General features: G+C 67.0%; 25 protein-coding genes. 16 read left to right on the forward strand and 9 right to left on the reverse strand.

What is annotated here, in order from left to right:
- Window positions 1–80 precede the first annotated feature (80 nt).
- Window positions 81–986 carry a LysR family transcriptional regulator gene (locus AC1Q6E_RS21735; protein ID WP_152792519.1) on the forward strand — a complete coding sequence of 302 codons (906 nt, stop codon included), beginning with the start codon at window positions 81–83 and terminating at the stop codon, window positions 984–986.
- Between the two features lie 114 nt (window positions 987–1,100).
- Here the strand turns inward: AC1Q6E_RS21735 and AC1Q6E_RS21740 are convergent, their stop codons facing one another.
- The gene (locus AC1Q6E_RS21740) at window positions 1,101–2,126 is read right to left on the reverse strand and encodes a porin (protein ID WP_492573507.1); all 1,026 of its coding nucleotides are present in this window, start codon (window positions 2,124–2,126) and stop codon (window positions 1,101–1,103) included.
- Between the two features lie 344 nt (window positions 2,127–2,470).
- The gene (locus AC1Q6E_RS21745) at window positions 2,471–3,514 is read right to left on the reverse strand and encodes a porin (protein WP_296559649.1); all 1,044 of its coding nucleotides are present in this window, start codon (window positions 3,512–3,514) and stop codon (window positions 2,471–2,473) included.
- A 202-nt stretch (window positions 3,515–3,716) separates the two neighbouring features.
- Between AC1Q6E_RS21745 and coq7 the strand changes: the two genes are divergently transcribed.
- Window positions 3,717–4,403 carry a 2-polyprenyl-3-methyl-6-methoxy-1,4-benzoquinone monooxygenase gene (gene coq7, locus AC1Q6E_RS21750; protein WP_296559647.1) on the forward strand — a complete coding sequence of 229 codons (687 nt, stop codon included), beginning with the start codon at window positions 3,717–3,719 and terminating at the stop codon, window positions 4,401–4,403.
- Between the two features lie 6 nt (window positions 4,404–4,409).
- Here the strand turns inward: coq7 and AC1Q6E_RS21755 are convergent, their stop codons facing one another.
- On the reverse strand, window positions 4,410–4,835 hold the full coding sequence (locus AC1Q6E_RS21755; protein ID WP_492573508.1) for an OsmC family protein: 426 nt from the start codon (window positions 4,833–4,835) through the stop codon (window positions 4,410–4,412).
- A gap of 876 nt (window positions 4,836–5,711) precedes the next feature.
- Window positions 5,712–6,098, reverse strand: coding sequence for a DUF4168 domain-containing protein (locus AC1Q6E_RS21760; protein ID WP_296559644.1), 387 nt, complete (start codon window positions 6,096–6,098; stop codon window positions 5,712–5,714).
- Between the two features lie 349 nt (window positions 6,099–6,447).
- Between AC1Q6E_RS21760 and rplM the strand changes: the two genes are divergently transcribed.
- The 6 genes from rplM (at window position 6,448) to AC1Q6E_RS21790 (ending at window position 12,080) form a co-directional block, all read left to right on the forward strand.
- The gene (gene rplM, locus AC1Q6E_RS21765) at window positions 6,448–6,876 is read left to right on the forward strand and encodes a 50S ribosomal protein L13 (protein WP_130362116.1); all 429 of its coding nucleotides are present in this window, start codon (window positions 6,448–6,450) and stop codon (window positions 6,874–6,876) included.
- A gap of 10 nt (window positions 6,877–6,886) precedes the next feature.
- Window positions 6,887–7,279, forward strand: a complete 393-nt coding sequence (rpsI, locus tag AC1Q6E_RS21770) for a 30S ribosomal protein S9 (RefSeq protein ID WP_152792513.1) — start codon at window positions 6,887–6,889, stop codon at window positions 7,277–7,279.
- Between the two features lie 219 nt (window positions 7,280–7,498).
- The gene (gene argC, locus AC1Q6E_RS21775) at window positions 7,499–8,557 is read left to right on the forward strand and encodes an N-acetyl-gamma-glutamyl-phosphate reductase (protein WP_152792512.1); all 1,059 of its coding nucleotides are present in this window, start codon (window positions 7,499–7,501) and stop codon (window positions 8,555–8,557) included.
- Window positions 8,557–9,360, forward strand: coding sequence for a DUF6776 family protein (locus tag AC1Q6E_RS21780; RefSeq protein ID WP_152792511.1), 804 nt, complete (start codon window positions 8,557–8,559; stop codon window positions 9,358–9,360). Before argC ends, AC1Q6E_RS21780 begins: the two co-directional genes overlap by 1 nt.
- A 201-nt stretch (window positions 9,361–9,561) precedes the next feature.
- Complete coding sequence (gene erpA, locus AC1Q6E_RS21785; protein ID WP_152792510.1) at window positions 9,562–9,930, forward strand: iron-sulfur cluster insertion protein ErpA; 369 nt, start codon at window positions 9,562–9,564, stop codon at window positions 9,928–9,930.
- Between the two features lie 212 nt (window positions 9,931–10,142).
- Entirely contained in the window at window positions 10,143–12,080 is a 1,938-nt protein-coding gene (locus tag AC1Q6E_RS21790) for an ATP-binding cassette domain-containing protein (protein ID WP_152792509.1), read from the forward strand.
- A 13-nt stretch (window positions 12,081–12,093) separates the two neighbouring features.
- Here the strand turns inward: AC1Q6E_RS21790 and AC1Q6E_RS21795 are convergent, their stop codons facing one another.
- Window positions 12,094–12,897: a GntR family transcriptional regulator gene (locus tag AC1Q6E_RS21795; RefSeq protein WP_296559638.1), complete on the reverse strand. Its 804-nt coding sequence runs from the start codon at window positions 12,895–12,897 to the stop codon at window positions 12,094–12,096.
- A gap of 240 nt (window positions 12,898–13,137) precedes the next feature.
- Here AC1Q6E_RS21795 and AC1Q6E_RS21800 point away from each other — a divergent pair, with 240 nt between their 5' ends.
- From AC1Q6E_RS21800 to AC1Q6E_RS21835, 8 genes are all read left to right on the forward strand, one after another.
- Entirely contained in the window at window positions 13,138–13,935 is a 798-nt protein-coding gene (locus tag AC1Q6E_RS21800; RefSeq protein ID WP_152792507.1) for an aldolase/citrate lyase family protein, read from the forward strand.
- A 34-nt stretch (window positions 13,936–13,969) separates the two neighbouring features.
- Complete coding sequence (locus tag AC1Q6E_RS21805) at window positions 13,970–15,400, forward strand: MmgE/PrpD family protein (protein WP_492573509.1); 1,431 nt, start codon at window positions 13,970–13,972, stop codon at window positions 15,398–15,400.
- A complete protein-coding gene (locus tag AC1Q6E_RS21810; protein WP_492573510.1) occupies window positions 15,397–16,689 on the forward strand; it encodes an NAD(P)/FAD-dependent oxidoreductase in 1,293 nt (430 codons plus the stop codon). Before AC1Q6E_RS21805 ends, AC1Q6E_RS21810 begins: the two co-directional genes overlap by 4 nt.
- A 17-nt stretch (window positions 16,690–16,706) precedes the next feature.
- Window positions 16,707–17,024, forward strand: coding sequence for a non-heme iron oxygenase ferredoxin subunit (locus tag AC1Q6E_RS21815; RefSeq protein WP_152792504.1), 318 nt, complete (start codon window positions 16,707–16,709; stop codon window positions 17,022–17,024).
- Between the two features lie 113 nt (window positions 17,025–17,137).
- A complete protein-coding gene (locus AC1Q6E_RS21820; protein ID WP_152792503.1) occupies window positions 17,138–18,109 on the forward strand; it encodes a Bug family tripartite tricarboxylate transporter substrate binding protein in 972 nt (323 codons plus the stop codon).
- 21 nt (window positions 18,110–18,130) lie between these two features.
- Window positions 18,131–18,907, forward strand: coding sequence for an SDR family oxidoreductase (locus tag AC1Q6E_RS21825; protein WP_152792502.1), 777 nt, complete (start codon window positions 18,131–18,133; stop codon window positions 18,905–18,907).
- Between the two features lie 22 nt (window positions 18,908–18,929).
- Window positions 18,930–20,252, forward strand: coding sequence for an aromatic ring-hydroxylating oxygenase subunit alpha (locus tag AC1Q6E_RS21830; RefSeq protein ID WP_152792501.1), 1,323 nt, complete (start codon window positions 18,930–18,932; stop codon window positions 20,250–20,252).
- A gap of 13 nt (window positions 20,253–20,265) precedes the next feature.
- Complete coding sequence (locus tag AC1Q6E_RS21835; protein WP_492573511.1) at window positions 20,266–20,769, forward strand: aromatic-ring-hydroxylating dioxygenase subunit beta; 504 nt, start codon at window positions 20,266–20,268, stop codon at window positions 20,767–20,769.
- 9 nt (window positions 20,770–20,778) lie between these two features.
- Here AC1Q6E_RS21835 and AC1Q6E_RS21840 read toward each other — a convergent pair whose 3' ends face one another.
- The 4 genes from AC1Q6E_RS21840 to AC1Q6E_RS21855 all read right to left on the reverse strand — a co-directional run bounded on the left by AC1Q6E_RS21840 (window position 20,779) and on the right by AC1Q6E_RS21855 (window position 25,797).
- Window positions 20,779–21,996 carry a CaiB/BaiF CoA transferase family protein gene (locus AC1Q6E_RS21840; RefSeq protein ID WP_492573512.1) on the reverse strand — a complete coding sequence of 406 codons (1,218 nt, stop codon included), beginning with the start codon at window positions 21,994–21,996 and terminating at the stop codon, window positions 20,779–20,781.
- 26 nt (window positions 21,997–22,022) lie between these two features.
- Window positions 22,023–22,967 (reverse strand): NAD(P)H-dependent flavin oxidoreductase, encoded by a 945-nt coding sequence (locus tag AC1Q6E_RS21845; protein ID WP_152792498.1) that lies wholly within the window; start codon window positions 22,965–22,967, stop codon window positions 22,023–22,025.
- A 258-nt stretch (window positions 22,968–23,225) separates the two neighbouring features.
- Complete coding sequence (locus AC1Q6E_RS21850; protein ID WP_296559626.1) at window positions 23,226–24,335, reverse strand: anhydro-N-acetylmuramic acid kinase; 1,110 nt, start codon at window positions 24,333–24,335, stop codon at window positions 23,226–23,228.
- A 10-nt stretch (window positions 24,336–24,345) separates the two neighbouring features.
- A complete protein-coding gene (locus AC1Q6E_RS21855) occupies window positions 24,346–25,797 on the reverse strand; it encodes a peptidoglycan DD-metalloendopeptidase family protein (protein WP_492573513.1) in 1,452 nt (483 codons plus the stop codon).
- Window positions 25,798–25,838 lie beyond the last annotated feature (41 nt).

The raw sequence follows: 25,838 nt of genomic DNA on the forward strand, positions 1-25,838 counted from the left end.
GCCATTCAATACGAGCTTTATACGCGAGTGAAATATGAATAAAGTATGAATTGATCAGGTATCTGCATCAATGCACCGATATGAACATCTCCCACCGCCAGCTCAAGGCCTTCCTGCTGCTGGCCCAGCAGCGGAATTTCTCCCGGGCGGCCGAACAACTGCACATCGCCCAGTCGGGCCTGAGCCTGATGATCCGGGAACTGGAGGGGCAACTGGGTTTCCGCCTGTTCGACCGCACCACGCGGCAGGTCACGCTCACGCAGTTCGGCGCCGAGTTCCGTACCGTGGCCGAGCAGAACGTCAAACGGATCGAAGAGATCGTGGAACAGGTGGGAAAGTCGGCGCAGCGCGCCAATACCACGCTGTCGGTCGGCGCGCCGCCGCTGACCTGTTCCTACCTGCTGCCTCCGGTCGTGGCGGCATTCGAGCAGCGCCACCCGGGCGTGCGGCTCACCATCGTGGACACCGACCTGTCTTCCGTGTCCAGCATGGTGCGCGCGGGGCACCTGGACATCGGACTGGGCATGTTCATCAAGGCGGCGCCGGGGCTGTTGCGGCAGCCGTTGTTCCATTTTTCGCTGGTGGCGGCCAGCGCCGCGCCCAAGTTCCAGCTGGCCCGGTCGCCCCGTCCGTGGAGCGCGCTGGCGGGTGGGCACTTCATCAACCTGCCGTTCGACAATCCCCTGCAGCAATTGATCGACAAGAACCTGACCCTGGCCGGCCACGATGGCCCGCCGCGCTTCGTGGTCAATTTCATCGAAACCCAGATCGGCCTGGCCGAGGCCGGGCGCGGTATCGCCATCCTGCCCTCGACCGCCGTTCCCGCCTGCCGGGGGCGCGGCATCCGGCTCGAACCCCTGGGGGCGCCGCTGATCGAGCTCGAGTTCTACGAGTTGCGCGACCGCGGGCGCGAGTTGCCGCCGTGCGCCGACGATTTCTGCGATTTGCTCAAGCGTTCCATTCCCCGCGCGGTGCGTGGCGGATAGGGCGGAGCGCGCAAAAGAAAACCCCGGGCCGTTTCCGGTCCGGGGTTTTTCCAGCATGCGCCCAGGGGGTTCTGGGCGCATGCGAGAGCGCCCGGGGGCGCTCCCGCTGCCGACTTAGAACATGTGACGCAGGCCGACGCCGAACTGGCGGGTGGTCTTGTCGCCGGTCGTGACGGCGCTGCCGTAGTGACCAACGTTGTCCATGTTGCTGAAGAAGGCGTAGGCGTTGGTGCGACGCGACAGCGGATAGGTGTAGCCGACGCTGAAGCCCTCGATGTCCCAGTCCTTGGCCTTCTGGTACGAACCGAACAGCGAGCCGGAGCCGACGGGCGCCGAGGCGCCGACCATGTACGACAGGGTCTTCTTGGCGAAGCGGCCGTTCCAGCCCGGGATGTCGCCAACGTTGACCGCGACGTTGCGCTGGTCGGCGATGGCAGCGTGCAGCTTGACCACGCCGAAGTCATAGGTACCGCCCAACTGGGTCGAGCGGCCGACGTTGCCGCCGGTCGCGGGTTCGACCTGGTCATAGGTCAGGGCGACTTCGACGGGGCCGTTGGCATAGCGCAGGCCCGAGGTGATGGCGCGGTTGTTGGTGCCGGAAACCGGGGTTTCGTTGGTCGAGCGGTTGAAGCTGTAACCGACGGCGGCCTGCAAGCCGTTCCAGGTCGGCGAGAAATACATCACGCTGTTGCTGTTGCGGATCTGGTTGGCGGCGATGAAGGTCGAGCCCATGCCGGCCTGACGGAAAGTCGTGCCGAACGGATCGATGTTGGTGAAGAATTGCGAGCCCAGGATGAACTGGCGGCCCAGGCGGATCTCGCCCAGCGTGTTGGACGACAGGCCCACCCACGATTGGCGGTTGAACAGGCCCGACTGCGACGAGGTGCCGTCGTCGGCGTTGATGCCGGCTTCCAGCAGGAAGTTGGCTTTCAGGCCGTTGCCCAGGTCTTCCGTGCCGCGCAGGCCGAAACGGGATTCGCTTTGCAGGCCGCTATCCAGCGCGTTGCGGGCCTTCAGGCCTTCGGTCTTGGAATACAGGTAGCCCATATCCATGATGCCGTACAGGGTGACCGAGCTTTGCGCGTGCGCGGTACCAGCCATGCCGGCCAGAACGGCGGCAGCGATCAACGTCTTTTTCATCGAAACATCTCCATGATTGATCTGGTTGTCGCGGCAGGCGGGGGGTGCGAGGCGCCGGATGGAATGCGCGGATCCATCGTCGGGTATCCGCTTGCTGCGGGAAAACCAGAGCTTCCCGATGGGAAGTTGGTCATATTGCAGCAAAGAATGCGGGTTACTACCAAGTTCGAAGGCTCATGAGGGCCGGGTTTTTACTTATTCTTACGGCTTTTGTTGTTTCCGCGCAAAAAAACCAACGAAAACGCCCGTCCCCAGGCGAGCCGGGGACGGGGAAACACTCACTGCTGAAGTAAGCACTTCGAAACATGGGCCGGAGTGCGCTCCGGGCCATGTTGGAACAGGGCTTAGAACTTGTGCTGCAGGCCGATGGCGATTTCGCGCTTGTCGCCCAGGGCCTTGTTGTCCGTGCGGACGATCACGTCGGTGTACTGGTTGAACAGGGCGTAGATCGTGGTGCGCTTGGACAGCGTGTAGTTGTAGCCGATGGCGTAGCCGTTGATGGCGGAGTCGGCGCGGCCGGCGTTGATGTTGGCCTTGTCGTTGCGCTGGTAGGTGGCGAACACGGAGTGCGCGCCGAACGGCACGGTCACGCCCAGCAGGTACGAGTTTTCCTTCTTGGCGCTCGACTTGTAGCCCGAGTTCTGCAGGCGGCCGTAGCCGGCGTGCAGTTTGGCCATGCCGAAGTCGTAGGTGGCGCCCAGCTGGATGTTCTTCAGGTCGGAACCGCCCACGCCCGAACCGGGGGCCAGGTCGGCGGCATTCTTTTGTTCGTAGGTCAGGACGGCCAGCAGGGGGCCGCTCTGGTAGCGCAGGCCCAGCGAGTAGACCGAGTTATCGGCATCGTTGCCGGCGGTTTCGCTGGCGTTGGCGTTGAAGCTGTAGCCGGCGCCGACCTGGAAGCCGCTGAACTTGGGCGACAGGTAGAACGCGCTGTTGCTGACGCGGTCATCCACGCCGTTCACGTTGAAGACGGTCTTGCTCTGGGCTTGCGAGTAGGCGTTGCCGAAGGGGTTGATGGCGCCGCGGAACCAGTTGAAGCCCAGGGTGTCCTGGCGGCCCAGGCGGACTTCACCGAAGTTGCCCGACACGCCCACCCAGGCGGCGCGGTCGAACAGCTGGCCGTTGGCGCTCTGGATGCCGGTGTCGGCCTTGAAGCCGCTTTCCAGCTGGAAGTTGGCCTTCAGGCCGTTGCCCAGGTCTTCCACGCCACGCAGGCCGAAGCGCGAGCTGCCGGCGATGCCGCTGTCCAGCCCGTTAACGGCGGATTGGCCGTCCTGCTTGCTGTTCATGAATCCCATGTCGACGATACCGTACAGCGTCACGCTCTGGGCTTGCGCGGTGCCGGCGAAGCCGGCCAGCAGCGCGGCGGCGATAAGGGTCTTTTTCAATTGAGAACTCCAGATGGATTTGTGATGGGGCACGAGGATGTTGCTCAGGTGCTCGGACGAGAGGATGACGACCCAACATGAGGCGAAAATGACAACGGGGTTGCCTCGCGTTCGATGTTGTCCGAGAACAACGAATCGGGGATTGCCTATACTGGAATCTGTTCGTGTCGCTGTCCGGCCGTGTCCGGACCGGAGGTCGCAAATGTCGGGAACCGCATCCTTTCGCCGTATTTCCCTGCTGGATCGGGTGCTATCCGAGGCGGATCGCGCCGTGCGCGTGCTGACGGGCTCGGTGTCGGCGCAGCGTCCGAATCCGGCGGGCCGCCTGTCCGCCGCTGCCGACGATTCGTCCGGAGAGGCCGGGGGCCCGGCATTGACGGAGTCCGAGCGCAAGCACGCCGCCGGCCTGATGCGGGTCAATCATGTGGGGGAAGTCTGCGCCCAGGCCCTGTACCGGGGGCAGGCGCTGGTCTGCGACCAGCCGGATACGCGCCAGGTGTTCCTGGACGCGGCGGCCGAGGAGACCGATCACCTGGCCTGGCTGGACGATCGTCTGCGTGAACTGCGGTCGCACACCAGCTTGTTGAATCCGTTCTGGTATGCGGGGGCCTTCGGCCTGGGCATGTTGGCGGGCAGGGCGGGCGATGCCTGGAACCTGGGCTTCATGGCGGAAACCGAGCGGCAGGTGGAGCGCCACCTGGACGGGCACCTGGGGACATTGCCGGCCAACGATGCGCGTTCGCGCGCCATCGTCGAACGCATGGCCGCCGACGAGCGCCAGCACCGGGTGGTGGCGGAGCAGCGGGGCGGGGCCGAGCTGCCCGCGCCGGTGCGGGCGGCGATGCGGTGCGGGTCGAAGGTCATGACCTCTACCGCCTACTATCTCTGAGCCCCTTCAGTCGGCTTCGACGATCTCCACCGACCAGGTCAGTTCCGCCGTCTTTTCCAGCATGGCCGAGGCCGAGCAATACTTTTCGTGGGAAAGCTGCACCGCCCGTTCCACCGCGGCGGACGGAAGGTTCTTGCCCGTGACCATGAAGGCGAAATGGATCTTGGTGAAGACCTTGGGGTCCGTGTCGGCCCGCTCGGCCTTGAGCGCCACCGTGCAGCCGCGCACGGCGTGCCGACCGCGCTTCAGGATCAGCACGACGTCGTAGGCCGTGCATCCGCCGGTGCCGGCCAGCACCAGCTCCATCGGCCGGGGCGCGAGGTTGTTGCCCCCGCCATCCGGCGCGCCGTCCATGACCGCGACGTGCCCGCTGCCCGTCTGGGCGGTGAACAGCATGCCCTGGGGGCCGCCCCAGCTTACGATGCATTCCATGATATTCCTCGTGCTGCGATAGAAAGTTGGCGTATGGGCACGATGATAGCGGGTGGGAGGCGGGTTTCGCGGCCATCCGGGAAGCTGGTCATGTTGCGGCGCAGCGAAAGCTGCGACAAATGGTCGCGCCCCCTGGGTGGGTGGTTCCTGGCCCCGGATTTTTGCCATCCGGATTGCGGAGCGCTTGAGTGGTTTGTATGTAAGTCTTTGATTTGAATGGATTTTTAAATCCGCGTTCACATGGGTTTTTGTACGTAAGCAACAACCCTTAGAGGTTCTTGCATCGCACAAAACATCTCTCTATAATTGACCCAACAGATGTCGCTTTGTATGTCGACACGGCCTCGGGCCCCTCGGCATCGTCGGATAGTCCCGCAAAGCCCATCTACCGGTGTCTCCTCCACCCTCCTCCTTTGGTGGATTAGCCCGAAGCCGCAAGGCTTCGGGCTTTTTTTTGCCTGTTGGAAGCGCGGGCCGGCATGTCCGCGGTTGCTGCCTTGCATCAAAATGCAGAGAAAATACGTAGCGATCTATGGCCGGGCAGGGGTGGTGGCGTCAGAAAAGACCTGGAGATGTGTATGAAGTTGCGGCTGAAATTCTTATAACCTATTGATGTATAAAGAATTTTTGCCTGTTGAAATTTGAAACCGTATTGTGGATGCAGGATGGAAAAAAATCTTGCAATGCACAAACCGCTTTCCTATAATGGATTCAACGGATGTCGCTTTGTATGCCGACACGGCCTCAGGCCCCTCGGCATCGTCGGATAGCCCCGCAAAGCCCATTCACCGGTGTCTCCTCCACCCTCCTCCTTTGGTGGATTAGCCCGAAGCCGCAAGGCTTCGGGCTTTTTTTTGCCTCGTGGCGCGGACGAGGTCAGCGCATCATGGTGCCGCCGCCTTGCATCAGCGCGCCATAGCGCTGCATCAGGGCGGGATCCTGCTGGACGGCGGCGTTGATGGCGTTGAATTCCCGGACGGTCAGGCCTTCGCTCCAGATTGCCTGGGCCTTGCGGCCGTTGGCCTCGTTGAAGGTGGCGTTGGTGGGCTCGCCTGCCGGCGTGGCGGCGGCCGCCCCGGTGTCCGGCGAGATCGCGTTGACTTTCCGGGCCGCGTTGGCGAAGCGTTGCAACTGGCTATCGGTGACCGACTGCGGCGACATCGCCGAGGCCTGCTGGGCGGGCATGTCACGCTGGGGCGCCGCGCATGCCGCCAGTCCCGCGGCCACGGCGCCAGCGGCCAGCATTGTCTGGATCGTTTTCATCGGACGGACCTCCATAGGGCTTTGTGAACGGACTAGTGTCCGCTCTTGCGCCGCGCCGGGGTCTTTTCTTATGTATGGATGTTTATCAAAGCATGAAGCGCGGACAGGGCATCACAGGGGAAGCGGGCGTTGGCGTCGGATATGGTTACAGGTGGTCCGGGTGGATTCTGGCGGCCTCGGCGCGAGGTCAGGTAGTCTTTGACTTGACGGGCTGATCCGCGTTATCATCTTCCTCTTGCCCTTTTTCCGTACCTGCAGCTCACAATGCCGGGGCGGGATCGGGGTGATGCGCCGTCAGGGAAGCCCACAGGGGGCTTCTACGGGCACCAGATATGTCACAGAGATCATCATGAAAACCTTCGTTGCGAAACCGCATGAAGTGACGCGTGACTGGTACGTGATTGACGCCAAGGGCAAAGTCCTAGGTCGTGTGGCCAGCGAAGTCGCACACCGTTTGCGCGGTAAACACAAGCCTGAATTCACGCCTCACGTCGATACCGGCGACTACATCGTCATCATCAACGCCGCCGATATCGTCGTCACCGGCAATAAGGCGCAAGACAAGCGCTACTACCGCCACTCGGGCTATCCCGGCGGTATCACCGAAACCACGTTCCTGAAGATGCAGCAGCGTTTTCCTGGTCGTGCGATCCAGAAGGCCGTCAAGGGCATGCTGCCCAAGGGTCCCCTGGGCTACGCCATGATCAAGAAGCTGAAGGTGTACGCAGGATCCGAACATCCGCACACCGCCCAGCAGCCCAAGCTGCTGGACATCTGAGGAGCCGCGCATGATCGGTAACTGGAATTATGGAACCGGCCGCCGCAAGACCTCGGTAGCGCGCGTGTTCCTGAAGAAGGGCTCGGGCAAGATCACCGTCAACGGCAAGCCCGTGGACGAGTACTTCGCTCGCGAGACCGGCCGCATGATCGTTCGCCAGCCGCTGGAACTGACCGGCCACCTGGAAAGCTTCGACTTCCACGTCAACGTCGACGGTGGCGGCGTGACCGGGCAGGCCGGCGCGGTGCGCCACGGCATCACCCGCGCGCTGATCGACTACGACGCGACGCTCAAGCCCGCGCTGTCGCAGGCCGGCTTCGTCACTCGCGATGCCCGCGAGGTCGAGCGCAAGAAGGTCGGTCTGCACAAGGCGCGACGTCGCAAGCAGTTCAGCAAGCGCTGATCGGCTTCGATCCCCCTCGTCCCGTTCCGGCCCCGGCCGGCGGGCGAGACAAGAAAGGCCGCAGCGATGCGGCCTTTTTTTTGCCTCGGGAGGCGCTCCTGCCAGCAGGCCGTCACATCGATGCCGGCGGGCGTGGGGTATTCTTACTCTCATCATCTGTCGTCGGGCACCGTCCCGCTTTCCCGGGCCGGGAGGCGCAAGGGACTCCAGGAGATTGCAATGGCCAAGATCAAAGTAGGTATCGTCGGCGGCACGGGCTACACCGGTGTCGAGCTGCTGCGCCTGTTGTCGCAGCATCCGCACGCGGAACTGACGGCGATCACCTCGCGCAAGGAAGATGGCATGCCGGTGGCCGACATGTACTCCAACCTGCGCGGCAAGGTGGACCTGGCGTTCTCGTCGCCCGACAAGGCGCGGCTGCCCGAATGCGACGTGGTGTTCTTCGCGACGCCCCATGGCGTGGCCATGGCGCAGGCGCAGGAACTACTGGCCGCGGGGGTCAAGATCATCGACCTGGCCGCCGATTTCCGGCTGCAGGATCTGGCTTCGTTCGAGAAGTGGTACAAGATGCCGCACGCCTGCCCCGACGTGCTGCGCGAATCGGTCTATGGCCTGGTCGAGCTGAACCGCGAGAAGATCCGCGGCGCGCGGGTCGTGGGCAATCCCGGCTGCTACCCGACCACCGTGCTGCTGGGCCTGGCGCCCTTGCTCGAAGGCCGGGCCGGCGCGTCGCCGCTGGTGGATGCGTCCACGCTCATCGCCGACTGCAAGTCGGGGGTCACCGGCGCCGGACGCAAGGCCGAGCTGCATATCCTGTTCTCGGAAGCCAGCGATAACTTCAAGGCCTATGGCGTGTCGGGCCACCGCCATCATCCCGAGATCGTCGAGCACCTGCAGTCCCTGCACGGCGGGCCTGTCGGACTGACCTTCGTGCCGCACCTGACGCCGATGGTGCGCGGCATGCACTCGACCATCTATGCCCGCATCGATTCCAGGGCGCGCGGCGTCGATTTCCAGAAGCTGTTCGAGCAGCGCTACGCCGATGAGCCGTTCGTCGATGTGATGCCCGCCGGCAGCACGCCCGAGACCCGTTCGGTGCGGGCCTCCAACATGATCCGGATCGCCGTGCACCGGCCGGGCAACGGCGACCAGCTGGTCGTGCTGGTGGTGCAGGACAACCTGGTGAAGGGTGCATCCGGCCAGGCCGTGCAGAACATGAACCTGATGTTCGGCTTGCCCGAGGATGCCGGGCTCGGCCAAGTGGCGGTGCTGCCCTGATGAAGCGGCGGCCGCTGTTTCCGGCGCTGGTGCCGCGCAGGTTGCGGCGCGGTGCGGCGCCGGGCGCGCGGACCGACGAGTCGGTGTTGCCGGCGGCTTCGCCGTGGCGGGTCGTGGTCCTGGTGCTGCTGCTGGCGCTGGGCGCGGCCCTGGGGACGGGGCTGTACGAGTCGGCGCGGCGGGTGTTCGGCGGGCCGCAGGTCTCGGCCTCCGAGCTGGCGCAGTTGCGCGCAGAAAACCAGCGCCTGATCGCCGACAACGAGCGTTTGCAGGGCAGTCTCGCGGCCTCGGAAAGCCGCCTGGAAATCGAACGCGCGGCCAAGGAGCAGTTCGCGGTCGATTTGCGGGCCGCGCAGAAGGAAATGGGCGACATGCGCAATGACCTGGCTTTTTTCGACCAGCTCATTCCCATGGATCCGCGCCAGGCACAGGTCAATATCCGGTCGGCGGAGCTGGAGCGGCAGGGTGAGTTGCTGCGCTATCGGGTCTTGCTGATGCGTGGCGGGCGGCCTTCGGGCGAATTCAGCGGGCGCTTGCAGTTCTCGGCGTCCGGCGTGCGCGCGGGCGCGGTGGCCACGGTGGAACTCCATCCGTTCTCGGTTCCGGCCGAGGCGGGCGACGGCGAAGCCGCCCCGGTGGTGGCCCCGCCGGTGGCCGATCCACTGGTATTGCGGTTCAGGCAGTATCAGCGGGCCGAGGGTTCGCTGGCGGTCCCGGCGGGTTTCGTGGTGCGCAGTGTTACCGTGCGGGTGGTCGAGGGAGGCGTGGTGCGTTCGCAAAGTACCGTCAACCTGCCGGCTTGAGGCGGCGGGCTTGAACCTTGGCGGTGTGCCCGCATCTAAGCGGTATGGCCGCCGACGGGGCGGGCAGGCGCCGTCTTGTAGTGTCCCTGGCGGCGCAAGGGTTGAAATCAGGCGCCAATAGCGGTTGAATTACCCATTAACCAGACGATTTACAGCGCATGCGCGGCACGGGCCGTGCCCACGCGCAGGCAAGGAGCAGTCATGAACGCAGCAGTGGAACAAGCCAGCCTCGAAGCCCCTCCGATGGGCCTCGTCTTCACCGATGCAGCGGCCGCCAAGGTCAAGGAGCTGATCGACGAAGAAGGCAATTCGGCGCTCAAGCTGCGCGTCTTCGTGCAGGGCGGCGGCTGTTCCGGCTTCCAGTACGGCTTCACTTTCGATGAAGACGTCAACGAGGACGACACGCAACTGGACAAGAACGGCGTGCAATTGCTGATCGACTCCATGAGCTTCCAGTACCTGGCCGGCGCCGAGATCGACTACAAGGAAGGCCTGGAAGGCGCGCAGTTCGTCATCAAGAACCCGAACGCAACCTCCACCTGCGGCTGCGGGTCGTCGTTTTCGGTCTAGGTCCAGGCGCCGGGGCCCCCGACACGGGGCCGCGGCCGCTTCGTCCTCTCCTCCAGGGCGCCCTCGCGCAAGCCAGGGCGCTTTTTGCCGCCGGGCCGCCCCAGGGCAAAAAGCGCCCCCTTGGGGGGCAGCGCCGCCGCGTAGCTGCAAGCGTGGGGGTCATTTCCGTTTCCGTTCCACCCCTTCCTTGACCGGCCCGCCCGGCGCGCTTCATGGCTCTCATCGCTCTGACCGACATCGAACTGGCCTATGGCCACGTCCCTCTCCTGCATCGCGCCAACTTTTCGGTGGAGGCCGGTGAGCGGGTGGGGCTGATCGGCCGCAACGGCACCGGCAAATCGTCGCTGCTCAAGTTGCTGGATGGCCGCTCCGTGCCGGATGACGGCTCGATCTCGCGCCAGGACGGACTGAAGGTCGCCACGGTGGAGCAGGAGCCGGTGTTCGACGAGTCGGGCACCGTGTTCGACGCCGTCAGCGAGGGCCTGGCGAAAGGGCGCGATCTGCTGCGTGCCTACCAGCGCCTGACCCACGACCTGGCGGAGGCGACCGGCGGGGCGGACCACGACGCGCTCCTGGCCCGGCTGCAATCCTTGCAGGCGGACCTGGAGGCCCACGATGGCTGGACGGTGCAGGCCCGTGTCGAGGCCACGCTGGTCCGGCTGAACCTGCCGGCCGATGCACCGGTGGCGGGATTGTCGGGCGGCACGCGCAAGCGGGTGGCGCTCGCCCGGGCGCTGCTGGGCGATCCCGACCTGTTGTTGCTGGATGAGCCGACCAACCACCTGGACTTCCAGGCCATCGCCTGGCTCGAGGAGTTGCTGAAGGCCTTTCCCGGCAGCATCGTCTTCATCACCCATGATCGCCGTTTCCTGGATGCGGTCGCCACCCGCATCGTCGAACTCGATCGCGGCGAGCTCGCCAGCTTCCCGGGTGCGTTCTCCACCTACCAGGCGCGCAAGGCCGAGATGCTGGAGGCCGAACGGCTGGAGCAGGCGCGCTTCGACAAGCTCCTGGCCCAGGAAGAGGTATGGATACGCAAGGGCGTCGAGGCGCGCCGCACCCGCAGCGTCGGGCGGGTCAAGCGGCTGGAGCAGTTGCGCGTGCAGCGGGCCGAGCGGCGCGAGCGCATGGGCAAGGTCACGATCGACGTGGCCGAGGGGCAGCGTTCGGGCAAGCTGGTGGCCGAACTGACCGAGGTGTCGAAGTCGTTCGGCGACAGGGCGGTCATCCGGTCGTTCTCGACCACGGTCATGCGCGGCGACCGCATCGGCCTGATCGGACCCAACGGCGCGGGCAAGACCACGCTGCTCAAGCTCATCCTGGGCGAATTGGCGCCCGACACCGGCTCGGTCCGGCAGGGCACGAACCTGTCCGTGGCCTACTTCGACCAGATGCGCAGCCAACTGGACGAGGACATGGCCCTGGCCGATGTCATCAGCCCGGGCAGCGAGTGGATAGAGATCAACGGCCAGCGCAAGCACGTGATGAGCTACCTGGGCGACTTCCTGTTCGCGCCCGAGCGGGCGCGTTCGCCGGTCAAGAGCCTGTCGGGAGGGGAGCGCGCCCGGTTGCTGCTGGCGCGGCTGTTCGCGCGGCCGGCCAACGTGCTGGTGCTGGACGAACCCACCAACGATCTCGACATCGAGACGCTGGAGCTGCTGGAGGAGCTGTTGCAGGACTACTCGGGGACGGTTTTTCTCGTCAGCCACGATCGTATGTTCCTGGACAACGTCGTGACGCAGACCATCGCCTACGAGGGCGACGCGCGCTGGCGCGACTACGTGGGCGGCTACGACGACTGGGCAACGCAGCGGGCCAGGGCCGATGAAGCGAAGCCGGCCGTGGCCAGGCCCGTGCGTGAAGCCGTTCGCGACGCGCCCCCCGTTCCCGCGCCTGCGATGTCGGTGCCGGCCAAGCCCGGCCGCTCGCGGCTGAGCTCCTGGGAAGCGAAGGAACTGGACGGCCTGCCCGAGGCCATCGCCGCCCTGGAGGCCGAGCAGCAGGAGCTGACGGGCAAGCTGGCCGACGGATCGATCTACCGCGACGATCCGGCCGGCGCGGCCGCGATCCAGCAGCGCCTGACGGAGATCGAGGACGAGCTCATGGCCAGGCTCGAACGCTGGGAACTGCTCGAAAGCAAGCGGGGCTGATTCCGCGGGGCGGTCAGCGGCCCGTGGCCGTGCCCGCGGGCCGCGCGACCAGTTTCATGGCCTGCCGGATCGCCGTGGGTTCGTAGGTGGGGTCGATGTTTCCCATCACCGTCAGCGCGATGCGGGACAACTGCCGGCTCATGATCTGGATCGCCCGGTCCTGGTCCCGCGCCGCGTAGGCGTCGACCAGGGCGCTGTGTTCTTCTTCCGACGCCAGCCAGGAATACGGCTGCTGCCGCCCCATGAACGACTTGCGGGCGCGTTCGGAGTTGGTGCGGCAATTCTCGTAGGCGGTAACGATGTGGTCGCCCGCGTGCATGATCAGCAACTTGTGGAACTCGATGTGCCGGTGTGCCCAGTCGCCCGCCGGCTGGCTGCCGTTCATGGCCTCGAGCGCCGCGCGGATGCGCGCGATGTCTTCCGCGTCCAGGCGCGGCACGGTCAGAGAGATGCCCAGGCAGGCCATCAGCAGCCACATGGCGTAGACCGAATCGATTTCCTCGGGCGTGATGGGGACGACCCGGATCCTGTGCTGGAAATTGACCTCGACCAGGCCTTCCGCCTGGAGCATGCGCAGCGCCTCCCGCACCGGGGTGCGGCTGACGTTCAACCGCTTGGCGATATGCACCTGGTTCAGCATGGATCCGGCCGGGATGCTGCCGTTCAGGATGTCGTGGCGCAGACGTTCGTAGACGTCGTGCAGGTCCCCGCGCGAGGCGCGAGGCTGGGCGGGCGGCGGCTGGGGCGGTCCGGCAAGGGGGCCGTCCTGGCTGCTCTGGTGCAGCGCCGCGTCGCTGCCGGTCGAGTCGTGGGTCACTGAGTCACCCTGTGAGTCCGATGATGCCTGGAGAAAGTCTTGATGCGCTTGTGCCTCAGACAGTATCACATCTGTAAAATCGCAAAAATGTATTCATTTTTATAATCGAGCGGACTTTAAATGCTCGGATAACGCCGTTTTACGTAGGATTTTTCGGTGTTAACCCTATATTACTGATAAAAATGTATCCTTTTTTTGAAGTTGATGTAATCTTAGTGCATCCATTTCAAGGGGGTGGCGATGAGCGCAGCGGGGGTCTTACGCGAAGCGTGGCGGGCCGGGAAACCGGTGTTCGGCGGCTGGGCGGTCCTGCCTACGCCGTTTTCCGTGGAGTTGATCGCGCAACAAGGCGTGGGTTATGTCTGCGTCGACCAGCAGCATGGCCTGATCGACTATGCACAGACGCTGGACATGTATCGCGCCGCCGAAGGGCGGGGCGTCGTGCCGTTCACGCGCGTGCCGGCCAACGAGGGCTGGATGATCGGCAAGGCGCTGGACGCGGGCGCCCAGGGCGTCATCGTGCCGCTGGTCAACTCCCGCGAGGAAGCCGCCGCGGCCGTCCGGGCCTGCCGCTATCCGCCCACGGGAATACGGTCCTATGGCCCCATCCGCGCCGCGCTGGTCAGTGCCACGCGCGACACGCAGGCCCTGGGCAACGCCGTGCTGTGCTTCGTCATGGTGGAGACCCGCGAGGCGCTGGACAACATTGACGAGATCGCTTCCACGCCGGGCCTGGACGGCATCTACATCGGCCCCGCCGACCTGGCTCTGGGGCTGGGCCTGCCGCCGGACCTGGACAAGACCGAAGCAGAGCATGTCGCCGCGGTCGAGCGGATCTTCCAGGCCTGCCGCCGGCACGGCATCGTCGCCGGGATCCAGTGCGCCACGGGGGTGTCCGGGCGCGCCTATGCCGAACGTGGCTTTGGCCTGATCACCGTCATCAAGGACTCCGCCTTGCTGCAGGCCGGCGCGCGCCAGGAAATCCGCGCGGCGCTGGGCGAGGCGCAAGGGGCCGCCAAGGCCCAGGGCTACACCTGACCCCGGCATTGGTCCGGATTCTTGGAGAAAGGCAGTGACAACGACTTCCGATCGCATGCTGCAGGCCCTGGCCGCGTTTTCCCGGCACGCGGCGCTGGACTGTGGCGCACCGGTGGAGCGCGCGGTGAAGGCCGCGCTGCTGGATACGCTGGCCGTCGCGCTGGGCGCGCTGATGCATCCCGCCGCGGTGGCGGCCCGGCGATACGCGCGCCATGCCATCGTGGCCCGGGGGGCGACGATATGGGGAACGGGCGAATGCGTCACCGCCGAGGCCGCGGCGCTGGTGAACGGCGTGCCGTTGCGGGCCTATGACTACAACGACCTGTACATCGGTAAATCGGGCGGCCATCCCAGCGACATGATCCCGGGGCTGATGGCCCTGGCGCAGTGGCGGGGCATCGACGGCAAACGGCTGATCGGCGCCATCGCGCTGGGCTACGAGGTCGCGGTGGCGTTGTTCGACAACCTGCGCCTGCGCAACGGCGGCCTGGACTATCCGAATATCGTGGCCATTGCCTGCACGTGCGCGGCGGCCCGCATGCTGGATCTGTCGGAAGAGCAGACCGCCGATGCCTTGGCGATCACCGTGATTCCCCATGCCGCCAGCCTGGAGGTCGAGTCCAACGACCTGAACCGGCGCGGCGACCTGACCATGTGGAAGCGGTTCAACGGCAGCGACGCCGTCAGGCAGTCGGTGTATGCCTGCCTGCTGGCGGAGGCGGGCGCGGAAGGCGCGGTCCGGCCGTTCGAGGGCAAATACGGTTTCCTGGCCCGACTCGAACTGGCCGACGAAGACCGCGAGGCGCTGCTGCGCCGCCTCGACCCCTCGCAGCCCCTGTCGGCCGTCGAACGGGTGACCTACAAGCTGTGGCCGGTCGGATCGCGCGGGCAGAGCGCCATCCAGGCCGCGCTGGAGGCGCGCCGCCGGATTCCCGATCCCGCGCGGATCGCCGGCATCCGCGTGCGGGCGGACGAGGGCGTGTACGACCACCTGGTCAGCCAGCGTGCGGACCCGTGGCATCCCGTGTCGCGCGAGACGGCCGACCATTCGCTGCCTTGCATCGTCGCGATGGCGTTGCTCGACGGCCGGGTGGACACGGGCACTTTCGACAAGGAGCGGGTCATGCGCCCCGACGTGCGGACGTTGCTCAACGACCGGCTCGTGGCCGAACCGGCCGCCGAACTGAGCGGCGGGGCGGCCGCGGGATTCCTGGCCCGGGTGGAAGTCACGCTCGACAACGGCGAGGTGATCGTCGGCGAGGCGGGCCCGCCGCCTGGGCACCGGCTCAAGCCTTTCTCCGACGCCGACTTCGAGGAAAAACTGCGTGTCAACGTCGAGCCTGTCATGGGCGCGCAGCGCACGCGGGACATCCTGGAAGCGGTCCGGACGCTGGATGCGGCGGCCAGCCTCCAGCCCCTGTGCGGCCTGTTGGGCGCCGGTGCGAAGGGGGTGGAGGCGCCATGATGTCTGGCGTGGTCATCGTCGGTGGCGGCCATGCGGGCGCACGCTGCGCCCATGCCCTGCGCCAGGCGGGATATGCCGGACCGGTCACGCTGTTGGGCGACGAGGGCGTCGAGCCCTATGAGCGGCCGCCGCTGTCCAAGTCGTTCCTGCTGGATGATGGCCGTCTGGCGCCGATCGCCCAGGCGGCCAGCTATGCGGCCGCCGGCATCGCCCTGCGGCCGTCGGCGCGGGCGATCGCCATCGATCCGGCAAAGCAAAGCGTGGATCTCGCCGACGGTGCGTCCATCGGCTATCGCCACCTGGTGCTGGCGACCGGTTCCGTGGCGCGGATGCCGGCCTTCGCCGGCCTGGAGCGGGGTGACGTGCTGGCCCTGCGCAACGCGGCGGACGCCGCGCGTCTCAGGGAAGTGCTGCGCCCCGGGCGGCGCGTGCTGCTGATCGGAGGCGGCTTCGTGGGGTTGGAAGTCGCCGCGTCCGCGACCCGCCTGGGGTGCCGCGTGACGGTGGTGGAAAAACAGCCGAGGCTGTTGCCGCGCGCCGTCAGCGCATGGGCGGCCGAACGCGTGCTTGCGTTGCATGCGGGGCAGGGCGTGGCGGTGCAACTGGGCCGGGCGCCCGTGGACATCGTTCGCGCGGGGGCGGCCTTCCGGTACGTATTGGACGATGGCTCGCAGGGCGAGGCGGACGTCGTGCTGGCCGGCATGGGGGCGATGCCCGACGTGGCGCTGGCCGAGCGCGCGGGCCTGGCCATGAATCCGCCGCCCGTGCATGGCGTCCTGGTGGACGCGGCGTGCCGGACGTCGGCGGAAGGCATCTATGCGATCGGCGACATCGCCGCGCCGCGCGATGCGAGCGGCGCGGGCCGGGTCCGCCTGGAGTCCTGGGAGAACGCCGAGCGCCAGGCCGCGCGGGCAGCCGCCGCCATCGCGCGGGCCGAGCAGGGGGACGGGCCGTTGCCGGCAGCGTCCGCCGCCGACGAGGCGCCGTGGTTCTGGACGGACCAGTTCGACATGAATCTGCAAATCGTGGGCTGGCCGGCGGGCGCCGCCACGCACGTCGCGCGAGAGACCGGCGCGGGCAGGGCGGTGTGTTTCCATTTCGACGCGGCGGGCGTGCTGGTCGGCGCGGAGCTGTTCAACAGCGGCCGGGACCGCCGCATCGTGCGACAGCTCGTGGCCGCCGGCGGGGGGGTGAACGCCGCGGACCTGGCGGACCCGGCGGTGCCGCTGGCAACGGCGCTGCGCAGTGCCCAGCAGCGCAGTCCGGCCGCGGCGCCGGGCAACCCGTAATCATCGACGGAGCTTTCATGGTCTGGTACCAGACGATCAAGTTCGAGGACGTACCCGAGGGCGATGCCGTCCCGGTGTGCGTCGAGGGCGAGCCCCTCGCGCTGTACAAGCTGGACGGCCGCGTGCACGCCACGCACGACATCTGCACGCACGCGAAAGCGCACCTGTCGGAAGGATTCGTCAGCGGCGATTGCGTGGAGTGCCCCTTGCACGAGGGCGTGTTCCATATTCCCACCGGCCGCCCGGTTTCGGGCCCGGTCAGCATTCCGATCCAGGTGTATCCGGTACGTATCGAGGAAGGCATGGTGCTGGTCGACGTGCCTCCCTCGGGCTGACGCCCGGGCCGGCGTTCTGCAGCAAGGCGCCCCGGCCCCCCGGGGGGCGCCGCCGCGTGGCGGCAAGCGCGGGGGAGCATCCTCGGTGTTCGTCCATATCTTGGGAGAATCAAATGCGTATCACGTCGTGTGCTGTGCTCCTGGCCTTTGGCTGCGTATCGACCGCCGCGGCAGCGGCCGACGCGGCGGTCGATTTCCCGTCCAAACCCCTGCGCTTCATCGTTCCCTTCACCCCGGGAACCGGCATGGACAACATCGCCAGGCTGGTCGGCGAAAAGTTGTTCGAAAGCTGGAAGCAACCCGTCATCGTGGAAAACAAGACCGGCCTGGCCGGCCACCTGGGGGCTGAACAGGTGGCGCGCGCGGCGCCGGACGGCTACACGCTGGTGGTGACCGCCAGCAATCTCGTCATCACTTCGATCCTGTATCCCTCGCCGACCTTCAATCCGATGAAGGATTTGACACCGGTGATGATCGCGGCGCGCGGCACCAATTCGCTGGCGGTGAATCCCGGCAAGGGCTACCGGACGATGGCCGACCTGGTGGCCGCGGCCAAGGCCAATCCCGGCAAGATCAATTTCGCGTCCGCGGGCGTGGGGTCGCCGTCGCACATCCTGCTGGCCGAGTTCGAGGACGCCACGAACACCTCGTTCCTGCACGTGCCCTACAAAGGCACGGCGCCCGGCGTCAACGATGTGATCGCGGGACACGTGGACGCCATGTTCGTCGCCACCCATACGCTGCGGCCCTTCATCGAGTCCGGCCAGTTGCGCAACCTGGGCGTGTCGAGTTCCGAGCGCCAGCGCAGCGCGCCCGGCGTGCCGTCGTTCGCCGAACTGGGGATCACCCCGGGCATGCCGGCCTGGTACGGCTTCCTGGCGCCCAAGGGAACGCCGGCCGCCGTCATCGACAAGCTCAACAAGGAGATGACGCGCATCCTGGAGCTGCCCGACGTCAAGTCGGCCCTGGAGAAGACCGGGCTGGACGTGAAGCCGTCCTCGCCCCAGGCGCTGCAGGAGCTGATGAACATGCAGCTCGCCCGTTTCACCGACATCATCCGTAAGAACAACATCACGGCCAACTGAGCCGGACGGCAGGAGACTGTGATGGATGAGACGTTCAAGTCCGACCCGCCCGGCGATGCCGCGGAGTTCGCCGGCTCCGCCGTCGTCCTGGTGGGCGGCGCCCTGGGGTCGGGCCCCGAACTGCTGCGGGCGTTCGCCGCGCGCGGCGCCAAGGTCGTGGTCGGCGTGACGCCGGCCGAGGACGCCGCCCATGCGGCGGCGGTGGCGCGCGCCTACGGCGTGGCATGCGTGCCCGTGGACACGGACGACGAGACCGAGGTCGAGCGCTTCTTCGACGCCTGCATGTCGCAATTGGGCGGGTTGGACATTCTCGTGAACGTGGCCGCGCCGGTCAGCACCGCGGATGCGCTGGATATCCACGCGGCCCGCTACCGGGACGTGATCGCGCGGGAACTGGTGGGCCCCATCCTGTGCATCCAGGCCGCGGCGCGCCGCATGAAGGAACGCGGCGGCGGGCGCATCGTGTCGTTCTCCTCGATGTCCGGCAAGACCGGCGTGCATCGGCACGTGGCTCCCTATGCGGCGGCGAAGGGCGGGTTGATCGCCTATTCGCGGGTGATGGCGGCGGAACTGGCGCCATACGGCGTGACGGTCAATGTGATCGCCACGTCCCTGTTCGACGTGCAGGTGGCGGGAGCGAGCGAGTCGCGCATGCAGGAAGTGATCAAGGGCATTCCCGTCGGCCGCGTGGGCCGGTCCATCGAGGCGGCGCACGCGGTGTTCTACCTGGCTTCGCGCCATGGCGCGTATGTGACGGGCGAAACGCTGAACCTGTCGGGTGGCAGGTTCATGGATTAGTGGTTGGAGGATAGGAATCGATATGTCTGCGATGTTTGCAAGAGAGCATGGAGGCGAGGAGGCCGGCCTGGATCCGTCGTCGCTGATCTGGCAGGACGAACGCCATTTTCGCGTTCACACGCGCGCCTATACCGATCAGGCGGTATTCGACGCCGAGATGGCGCGCATCTTCTCCAAGGTCTGGGTCTATGTCGGCCACGAAAGCGAGATCCCCAACCCGGGCGATTTCAAGACGGCCTACATCGGGACGCAGCCCGTCATCGTCTCGCGGGCGGCCGATGGCAGCGTGCACGTGCTGGTCAATCGCTGCGTGCACCGCGGCGCGGTGATCGCGCGCGAGAGCCGCGGCACGGTCCGCGATTTCACCTGCCCCTACCACGGCTGGGTCTTCGGTCTGGATGGCAAGCTGCTGGCGGTGTCCGAGCGCAACGATTCGGGCGGCTATGCCCCTGATTTCGACGCCCCCGAGGGCCTGCACCGGGTACCGAAGGTCGATGCCTATCGCGGGCTGATCTTCGCCAACCTGGATCCGGATGCCGTCGACCTGGACACCTATCTGGGGCGGGCCAAGAAGACCATCGACCGAAAATTCGGCCGCTCGCCGGCGGGGCGCATCGCGTTGCGCGGCAAGCCGTTCGTCATGCGCTACCAGGGAAACTGGAAATTCCAGATCGAGAACATCGTCGACGCCTACCACTTCCTGCATACGCACAAGGGCTTCGTGGCCCTGCAGGCCAAGTACGGCGAAAGCACCGGCGACTATGGCGCGCACAAGGGCGGGTCGGCCAAGGCCATGCGCCAGATCCGTTTCAAGGGAGCAAGCTGGGCGCTGCGCCACGGCCATGCCCAACTGGAGAATTCCGGCACGGCCGATCCCGAGGCCTTGCTGAGCGGGCCGCACAGCGCCTACTACGAAGCCCTGCGGGACATTCATGGCGAGGAGGAGTTCGCGTTCGTGGTCGGACGCATGTCGGGCACGATCTTCCCCAACCTCGGCCTCATCCACCAGCAGATCCGCACCTGGCGACCCATCGCGCCGGACCTGACCGAGGTCACCATCTATTTCTACGATCTGGTCGATGCGCCGCGCGAATTCAACGACGGCTGGATGCGCAGCCAGGAACGCTTCTACGGACCGGCGGGCCACGGCATGGCCGATGACGTGGACATCTTCGCGCGCAACCAGCAGGGGCTGGCCGGGAGCGCGGTCGACTGGCTGGTGCTGGAGCGCGGCCTGCAAACGGACGAAAAACTGGCCAGCGGCGACATCAAGGGCCTGCCGGCCAGCGAGGCGCCCCAGCGTGCGCTGTGGCTGGCGTGGAAGCAACTGATGGCGCGACGCTGAGGAGACCCGCCGCATGCATTTCCCCACTACATTGAACCGCACGGATGCGGAAACCCTGCTGATACACGAAGCGGACCTGCTCGACACCCGCCAACTCGACGACTGGCTCAAGCTCTTCACCGAGGATGGCCTGTACTGGATCCCGCTCGATCCGACCGAAGAGCCGGGCCAGAACGCGGCCATCGTCCACGACGACACGCTGCGGCGGGAAGAGCGGGTCTATCACCTGCTGAACGTGGAGTTTCCCGCGCAGTCACCGCCGTCGCGCACCCTGCATCTGATCGGCAACGTGCGCGTGCAGGAGCACGAAGAAGGCTTTCTGGTGAAGTCCAACCAGGTGGTCTACGAGATGCGCACCGGCGACAGCGCGCAGGTCGGCATCGGCGAGGTCCAGCCGCTGGTGACGATGATGGAGCACATCTGCCGTCCGACCGCCGAGGGTATGCGGATCGTCCGCAAGACCATCACGTTGATGAACCACGATGCGTGGCTGGGCAATCTGACCTTCCTGCTTTGACGCGGGCGCCTACCCGCCGCCGTCCCGCTGCTGGCGGGCGGCCGGCGCGGCGGGACCATCGTCCAGGCCCAATTCACTGAGTATCTCCGCCGTGTGCTGTCCGAGTCCCGGCGCGCCCCGCCGGTACGACGGCGGCGTGGCGCTCCAGCGCGCGGGAAAGCCCGGCATGCGCAGATTGCCTTGCGTGGGGTGTGGCGCGGAGATGAAGAAATCCACCGCAGCCAGATGCGGATCGTTCATCAGGCCGGCAATGTCGCGCACCGGAGCCGCCGGCACTTCCGCCTCTTCCAGCAGCGCCAGCCAGCGCGCGGTGGTGTCGCTGGCGAACAGCTCCCGCAACTGGAGGTCGACGGCCCGCGTCTCGCGGGCGCGCGCGGCGCGGGTGGCGAACGAAGGGTGGGCCAGCAGATCGGCCCGGCCCGCCGCCTCGAGGAACTTGCGCCACTGGCGATCGGTGTTGATGGCGGCGCACAGATGGCCGTCCGCCGTGCGGAAGTAGGTGCGCTGGCCATTCAGGTAACGGTCGTATCCGGGCGCCGACTCCGGCGGATCGAAGACGCTGCCTATCATGTGGTCGGCCAGCACCAGTTGCGCGATCACTTCGAACATCGGGATTTCGAGCTTCTGCCCCGTGCCGTCCCGGGCGACGGCGGCCAGCGCGGCGCTGACGCAGAACGCGGCATACAGCCCGGCGTAACGGTCGGCCAGAGGAAACGGACACGACTGCGGCATGCCGTCGCGTTCCCGCGCCCGGGCGGAGGCCAGGCCGGTCATCGCCTGGATCACTTCGTCGAACGCCGGCCGTCCGGCGTAGGGGCCGTCCTCGCCGAAGCCGGTGCAGCTCACGTAGACCGCCCGGGGATTCACACGCCTGACGCTGTCGTAGTCCAGGCCCAGGCGTTCCAGCGCCTGCGGACGCATGTTGCTGACGAAGACGTCGCACCAGGCGATCAGCCGCTCCAGCACCTGACGTGTTGCCTCCTGCTTCAGGTCCAGCGCCATGCTGCGTTTGTTGCGGTTCAACTGCAGGAAGGACGGACCCATGTCGTTCGTGCGGCGCGGCCCCACGGCCCGCATGGGGTCGCCTTCCGGCGATTCCAGCTTGATGACGTCGGCGCCGTGGTCGGCCAGCATCTGGGTGCAGAAGGGGCCCAGGATGACCCAGGTCAGGTCCAGGACCTTGACGCCGGCCAGCGGGCCGCTGCGCGGCGTATCTGCGAGTGTCACGAATGTCTCCTGCGTCGGATGCGGGGTCAGGGTCTGCCCAAGGTGAGGAAGCGCGTGCGCGCCGCCTGGAACTCGTCTTCCAGCCAATCCACGACCTGCGCGACCGGTGCGATATCCCGCACGGCACCCAGCCCCTGGCCTGCCGACCAGACGTCCTTCCACCGCCGGGTTTCCTTGCTGCGGCCGCTGTCGTAGACGCGCTCCCTGGGCGAGGGCAGGTTGGCCGGATCCAGGCCGCACTGCACCAGCGAGGGCACCAGCCAGGAAGCCGGCGTGCCGGTGATGGCGTCGCTGACGAGCAGGTCGCCGATGCCGCAGGCGGCGACCATGCGCTTGTGCGCCTCGGCGGCGATGCTTTCCTCGGTCGCCAGGAAGCGGGTGCCCATGTAGACGAAGTCCGCGCCGGCGGCCAGCGCTCCGGCGATGCCCCAGCCGTCCGCGATGCCGCCGCCGGCGACGATGTAGCCGTCGAAGCAGGCGCGGACCGCGGACACGAAGGCGAACGGCGACAGTTGGCCAGTATGTCCGCCCGCGCCGGCGCAGACGCAGACCAGCCCGTCCACCCCGGCGTCGGCGGCCTTGCGCGCCAGCCGCAGGTCGATGACGTCGGCGAACACCAGGCCGCCGTAGCCGTGCACGGTTTCCATGACCGGACGCGGGCTGCCCAGCGAGGTGATGACGATGGGCGGGCGGAAGCGGCGGACCTGTTCCAGGTCGCCGGGCAGCCGGGTATTGGTCGAGTGCGTGATCAGGTTCGCCGCCCAGGGCAGCGCGCCGGACGCGCCATGGGAACCCAGGGCGTCGCTGATCTGGCGCAGCCAGTCGCCGTAGTCCTCGCTGGTACGGACGTTGTTGTTGGGAAAGGCGCCGATGATGCCGGCCCGGGCGGCGGCGATGACCAGTTCCGGGCCGGACACCAGGAACATGGGGGCGGCGAATACCGGCAGACGTAGACCTGCGAGGAAGCTCATGGTGCTCCTGGACTGGTGCGCCCGGGCCGTGGATCGCCCCGGTCTGGTCAGGGTGGGTGGCGATAAAAATGTATGTATTTTATTGTTGTAGGTCAAGATTTATCGGGAGATTCTAGGTTATTCACCTAGAGTCCGGTTCAAAATATAAAAATAAGTGTATGCATTTTTAGGGATGCACGCAGATCGTCCAAGGACGGTACCGTCAGCAGGAGGGAGCCAGGGGGAAGGAGCCGCCAAGGGGCGGCGGGAGGCGGACGCCTACGCGGGGTAGTAGGCGCCCAGCACGCGGGGGCCGGCCGCGCCGGTCACGGCGGGCAGGTTGCCGGGCAGGCCCGCGACATGGCGATGCGCCAGCCAGGCGAAGGCCAGCGCTTCCATCTGCTGGGCCGGCACGCCCGCGTCGTCGCTGGGCGCCACGGGGCAGGGCAACGCGGCGGCCAGGGCCCGCATCAGGCCGCCGTTGCGCGCGCCGCCGCCGCAGACCCAGACCTGTTCGCAGGCGGGCAGTCGGAGGCGGATTTCCCGTGCCACCGTTTCGACAGTCAGGGCCTGCAGCGTGGCCTGTACGTCGGCCGCGGCCGGCGCGCCGTGGCGGGCCTGCCAGGCCTGCAGGCGCTGGTCCAGCCACGCGGCGTTGAACAGGTCGCGTCCCGTGGACTTGGGCGGCGGCGCCGCCAGCCACGGTTCGGAGGCGACCAGCTCCGCCAGCAGGTCCGGCCGCGGTGTGCCGGAGGCCGCGTAGCGGCCGTCTTCATCGTAGTCCCGGCCGGTGTGACGGGCGCACCAGGCGTCCAGCAGCAGGTTGGCGGGACCGGTGTCGTAGCCTACGACGCCACCGGGCGACAGCAGCGTGACGTTGGCGATGCCGCCCAGGTTGACCACGGCACGTGGCCGGTCGGTGCCGAACACCGCCGCGTGGAAGGCCGGCGCGAGTGGGGCGCCATGGCCGCCGGCGGCCAGGTCGCGGCTGCGCAGGTCGGCCACGACCGCGATGCCGGTCAGCTCGGCCAGCCGGGCCGGCGCGTTCAATTGCACGGTGTAGCAGGCATCGGGGCGGTGGCGGATGGTCTGCCCGTGGGCGCCGATGGCGCGGACCTGCGCGGCTTCCAGGCCGGTTCGCGCCCGCAGCGCGGCGACGACCCGGGCATAGAGATCCGCCAGGGCCAGGGCGGCCTGCGACATCCGGTGGATTTCGTCCGGGCCCGGTGTGTTCAGGGCAAGCAGTTCGGCCCGCAGGTCCGGCGGCATGGCGGCGTCGGCGTGCGCGAGGATGCGGGGCCGGCCGTCGGTGAACACGGCGGCCACGCCATCGACGCCGTCCAGGCTGGTTCCCGACATCAGGCCGATGTACGGTTCCGCTCCGGACATGGCGGGCGCCTTACTGGCTGGCCAGCGACGTGTCGCCCGCCGGCATGCTGTAGTCCTTCAACTGGGCGAGCAGCGACATCTGGTGGCGCAGGGGATCGGTCTGCTGGTTGAACAGGGCCAGGCCGCGGGCAGTGAGTTCGGGGGCCTGGGGCAGGGCGACCGTGAGCGGATCGACCGGCTTGCCGGCGATGCGGAACTCGTAGTGCAGGTGCGGGCCGGTGGCCCAGCCGGTGGAGCCGACGCGGCCGATGAACTGGCCCTGGCCGACCCGGGAGCCCTTGGACAGGCCCGGCGCGAATGCGCTCATGTGGGCGTACAGCGTGGAGTACTGGCCGTGGTGGCGGACGACGACCACGTTGCCGTAGCCGTTCTGCTTGCCGATGAAGTCGATGGTGCCGTCGGCGGTGCTGCGGATGGGCGTGCCGGTGGGCGCGCCGTAGTCCACGCCCTTGTGCTCGCGCCAGGTCTTCAGGATCGGGTGGAAGCGGCGGGAGAAACCCGATGTGACACGGGTGAACTCCATGGGCGTGCGCAGGAAGGCCTTGCGCAGGCTCTTGCCGTCGAAGGAGTAGTAGCCGCCGCTGACGCCGGGCTGCTGGTCGAACCAGATGGCTTGGTGGGGCGTGCCCTTGTTGACGAATTCGAGCGCGATGACCTTGCCGGCCCGCACGTAGTTGCCCTGGTGCGTATAGGTTTCATAGACCACGTTGAAGTGGTCGCCGCGGCGCAGGTCGCGGTGGAAGTCGATGTCGCCCGACAGGATCTCGGCGATCTGGGTGGCGACGCTGTCGGGGATGTCGGCGGCGTCGGTGGCGCCGAACAGCGAGCTGTAGATCTCGCCGTGGGCGATGCGGGTCTCGCGTTCGGTGTCGAGTTGCACGTCGCGGGCCGACAGGCCCTGCGCCGAGCGTTCGATCTGCAGCATGCGCGAGACGACCTTGTCCCCGGATTCGGCGCCCGGCGTGTGGACGTAGCGCAGCCAGCGGACCTCGCCCAGCGCGTCGGTGGACGCCTGGACCACGCGGCCGGGATAGAGCTGGTAGAAGCTGCGGGCCTCGGGCGAGGTGCGGATGAAGCGTTCGAGCTCGGGGTCGTCCACGCCCAGGCGGTTCAGCAGCGTGGCGACCGAGTCGCCGCGCTGGACGCGTTCCTCGCGGATGAAGTCCGGCGCCCTGGCTTCCTGCTGCGCGACCTGTTCGGACAGGTCCGGCAGGGCCAGGGACTCGATGATGCGGGTCGTGGGCAGGGTGGAGGCGTCCGGCGCCAGCGGCGCGACGCCGATGGCGGCGGCGGTGACGAACAGGCCGGCGGCGCCGGTGCCGACGACGATGCGGCGTTTCAGCGGCGACGAGGTGATGGTGAGGGTGGCGGGGTGGGAGGTGATGCGGGAGAGGGTTTGTCGCACCGCTGCGGCGATGCGCTTGAGCATCGCGCCGGCGATGCCGGAAAACTGACGATTCATGCGGCCTGGCCCCTGGGGTCGGTTGGGCTAGAATTGCTCCG

This window comes from Pigmentiphaga sp. MLSB6-MA01 (assembly GCF_058793475.1).

Bases quoted from the DNA above. Each gene is read 5' to 3' on its own strand.
- AC1Q6E_RS21735 (WP_152792519.1), top strand. From the start codon at position 81: ATGAACATCTCCCACCGCCAGCTCAAGGCCTTCCTGCTGCTGGCCCAG.
- AC1Q6E_RS21740 (WP_492573507.1), bottom strand. From the start codon at position 2,126: ATGAAAAAGACGTTGATCGCTGCCGCCGTTCTGGCCGGCATGGCTGGT.
- coq7 (WP_296559647.1), top strand. From the start codon at position 3,717: ATGTCGGGAACCGCATCCTTTCGCCGTATTTCCCTGCTGGATCGGGTG.
- AC1Q6E_RS21755 (WP_492573508.1), bottom strand. From the start codon at position 4,835: ATGGAATGCATCGTAAGCTGGGGCGGCCCCCAGGGCATGCTGTTCACC.
- AC1Q6E_RS21760 (WP_296559644.1), bottom strand. From the start codon at position 6,098: ATGAAAACGATCCAGACAATGCTGGCCGCTGGCGCCGTGGCCGCGGGA.
- rplM (WP_130362116.1), top strand. From the start codon at position 6,448: ATGAAAACCTTCGTTGCGAAACCGCATGAAGTGACGCGTGACTGGTAC.
- rpsI (WP_152792513.1), top strand. From the start codon at position 6,887: ATGATCGGTAACTGGAATTATGGAACCGGCCGCCGCAAGACCTCGGTA.
- argC (WP_152792512.1), top strand. From the start codon at position 7,499: ATGGCCAAGATCAAAGTAGGTATCGTCGGCGGCACGGGCTACACCGGT.
- AC1Q6E_RS21780 (WP_152792511.1), top strand. From the start codon at position 8,557: ATGAAGCGGCGGCCGCTGTTTCCGGCGCTGGTGCCGCGCAGGTTGCGG.
- erpA (WP_152792510.1), top strand. From the start codon at position 9,562: ATGAACGCAGCAGTGGAACAAGCCAGCCTCGAAGCCCCTCCGATGGGC.
- AC1Q6E_RS21790 (WP_152792509.1), top strand. From the start codon at position 10,143: ATGGCTCTCATCGCTCTGACCGACATCGAACTGGCCTATGGCCACGTC.
- AC1Q6E_RS21800 (WP_152792507.1), top strand. From the start codon at position 13,138: ATGAGCGCAGCGGGGGTCTTACGCGAAGCGTGGCGGGCCGGGAAACCG.
- AC1Q6E_RS21810 (WP_492573510.1), top strand. From the start codon at position 15,397: ATGATGTCTGGCGTGGTCATCGTCGGTGGCGGCCATGCGGGCGCACGC.
- AC1Q6E_RS21815 (WP_152792504.1), top strand. From the start codon at position 16,707: ATGGTCTGGTACCAGACGATCAAGTTCGAGGACGTACCCGAGGGCGAT.
- AC1Q6E_RS21820 (WP_152792503.1), top strand. From the start codon at position 17,138: ATGCGTATCACGTCGTGTGCTGTGCTCCTGGCCTTTGGCTGCGTATCG.
- AC1Q6E_RS21825 (WP_152792502.1), top strand. From the start codon at position 18,131: ATGGATGAGACGTTCAAGTCCGACCCGCCCGGCGATGCCGCGGAGTTC.
- AC1Q6E_RS21830 (WP_152792501.1), top strand. From the start codon at position 18,930: ATGTCTGCGATGTTTGCAAGAGAGCATGGAGGCGAGGAGGCCGGCCTG.
- AC1Q6E_RS21835 (WP_492573511.1), top strand. From the start codon at position 20,266: ATGCATTTCCCCACTACATTGAACCGCACGGATGCGGAAACCCTGCTG.
- AC1Q6E_RS21845 (WP_152792498.1), bottom strand. From the start codon at position 22,967: ATGAGCTTCCTCGCAGGTCTACGTCTGCCGGTATTCGCCGCCCCCATG.
- AC1Q6E_RS21850 (WP_296559626.1), bottom strand. From the start codon at position 24,335: ATGTCCGGAGCGGAACCGTACATCGGCCTGATGTCGGGAACCAGCCTG.
- AC1Q6E_RS21855 (WP_492573513.1), bottom strand. From the start codon at position 25,797: ATGAATCGTCAGTTTTCCGGCATCGCCGGCGCGATGCTCAAGCGCATC.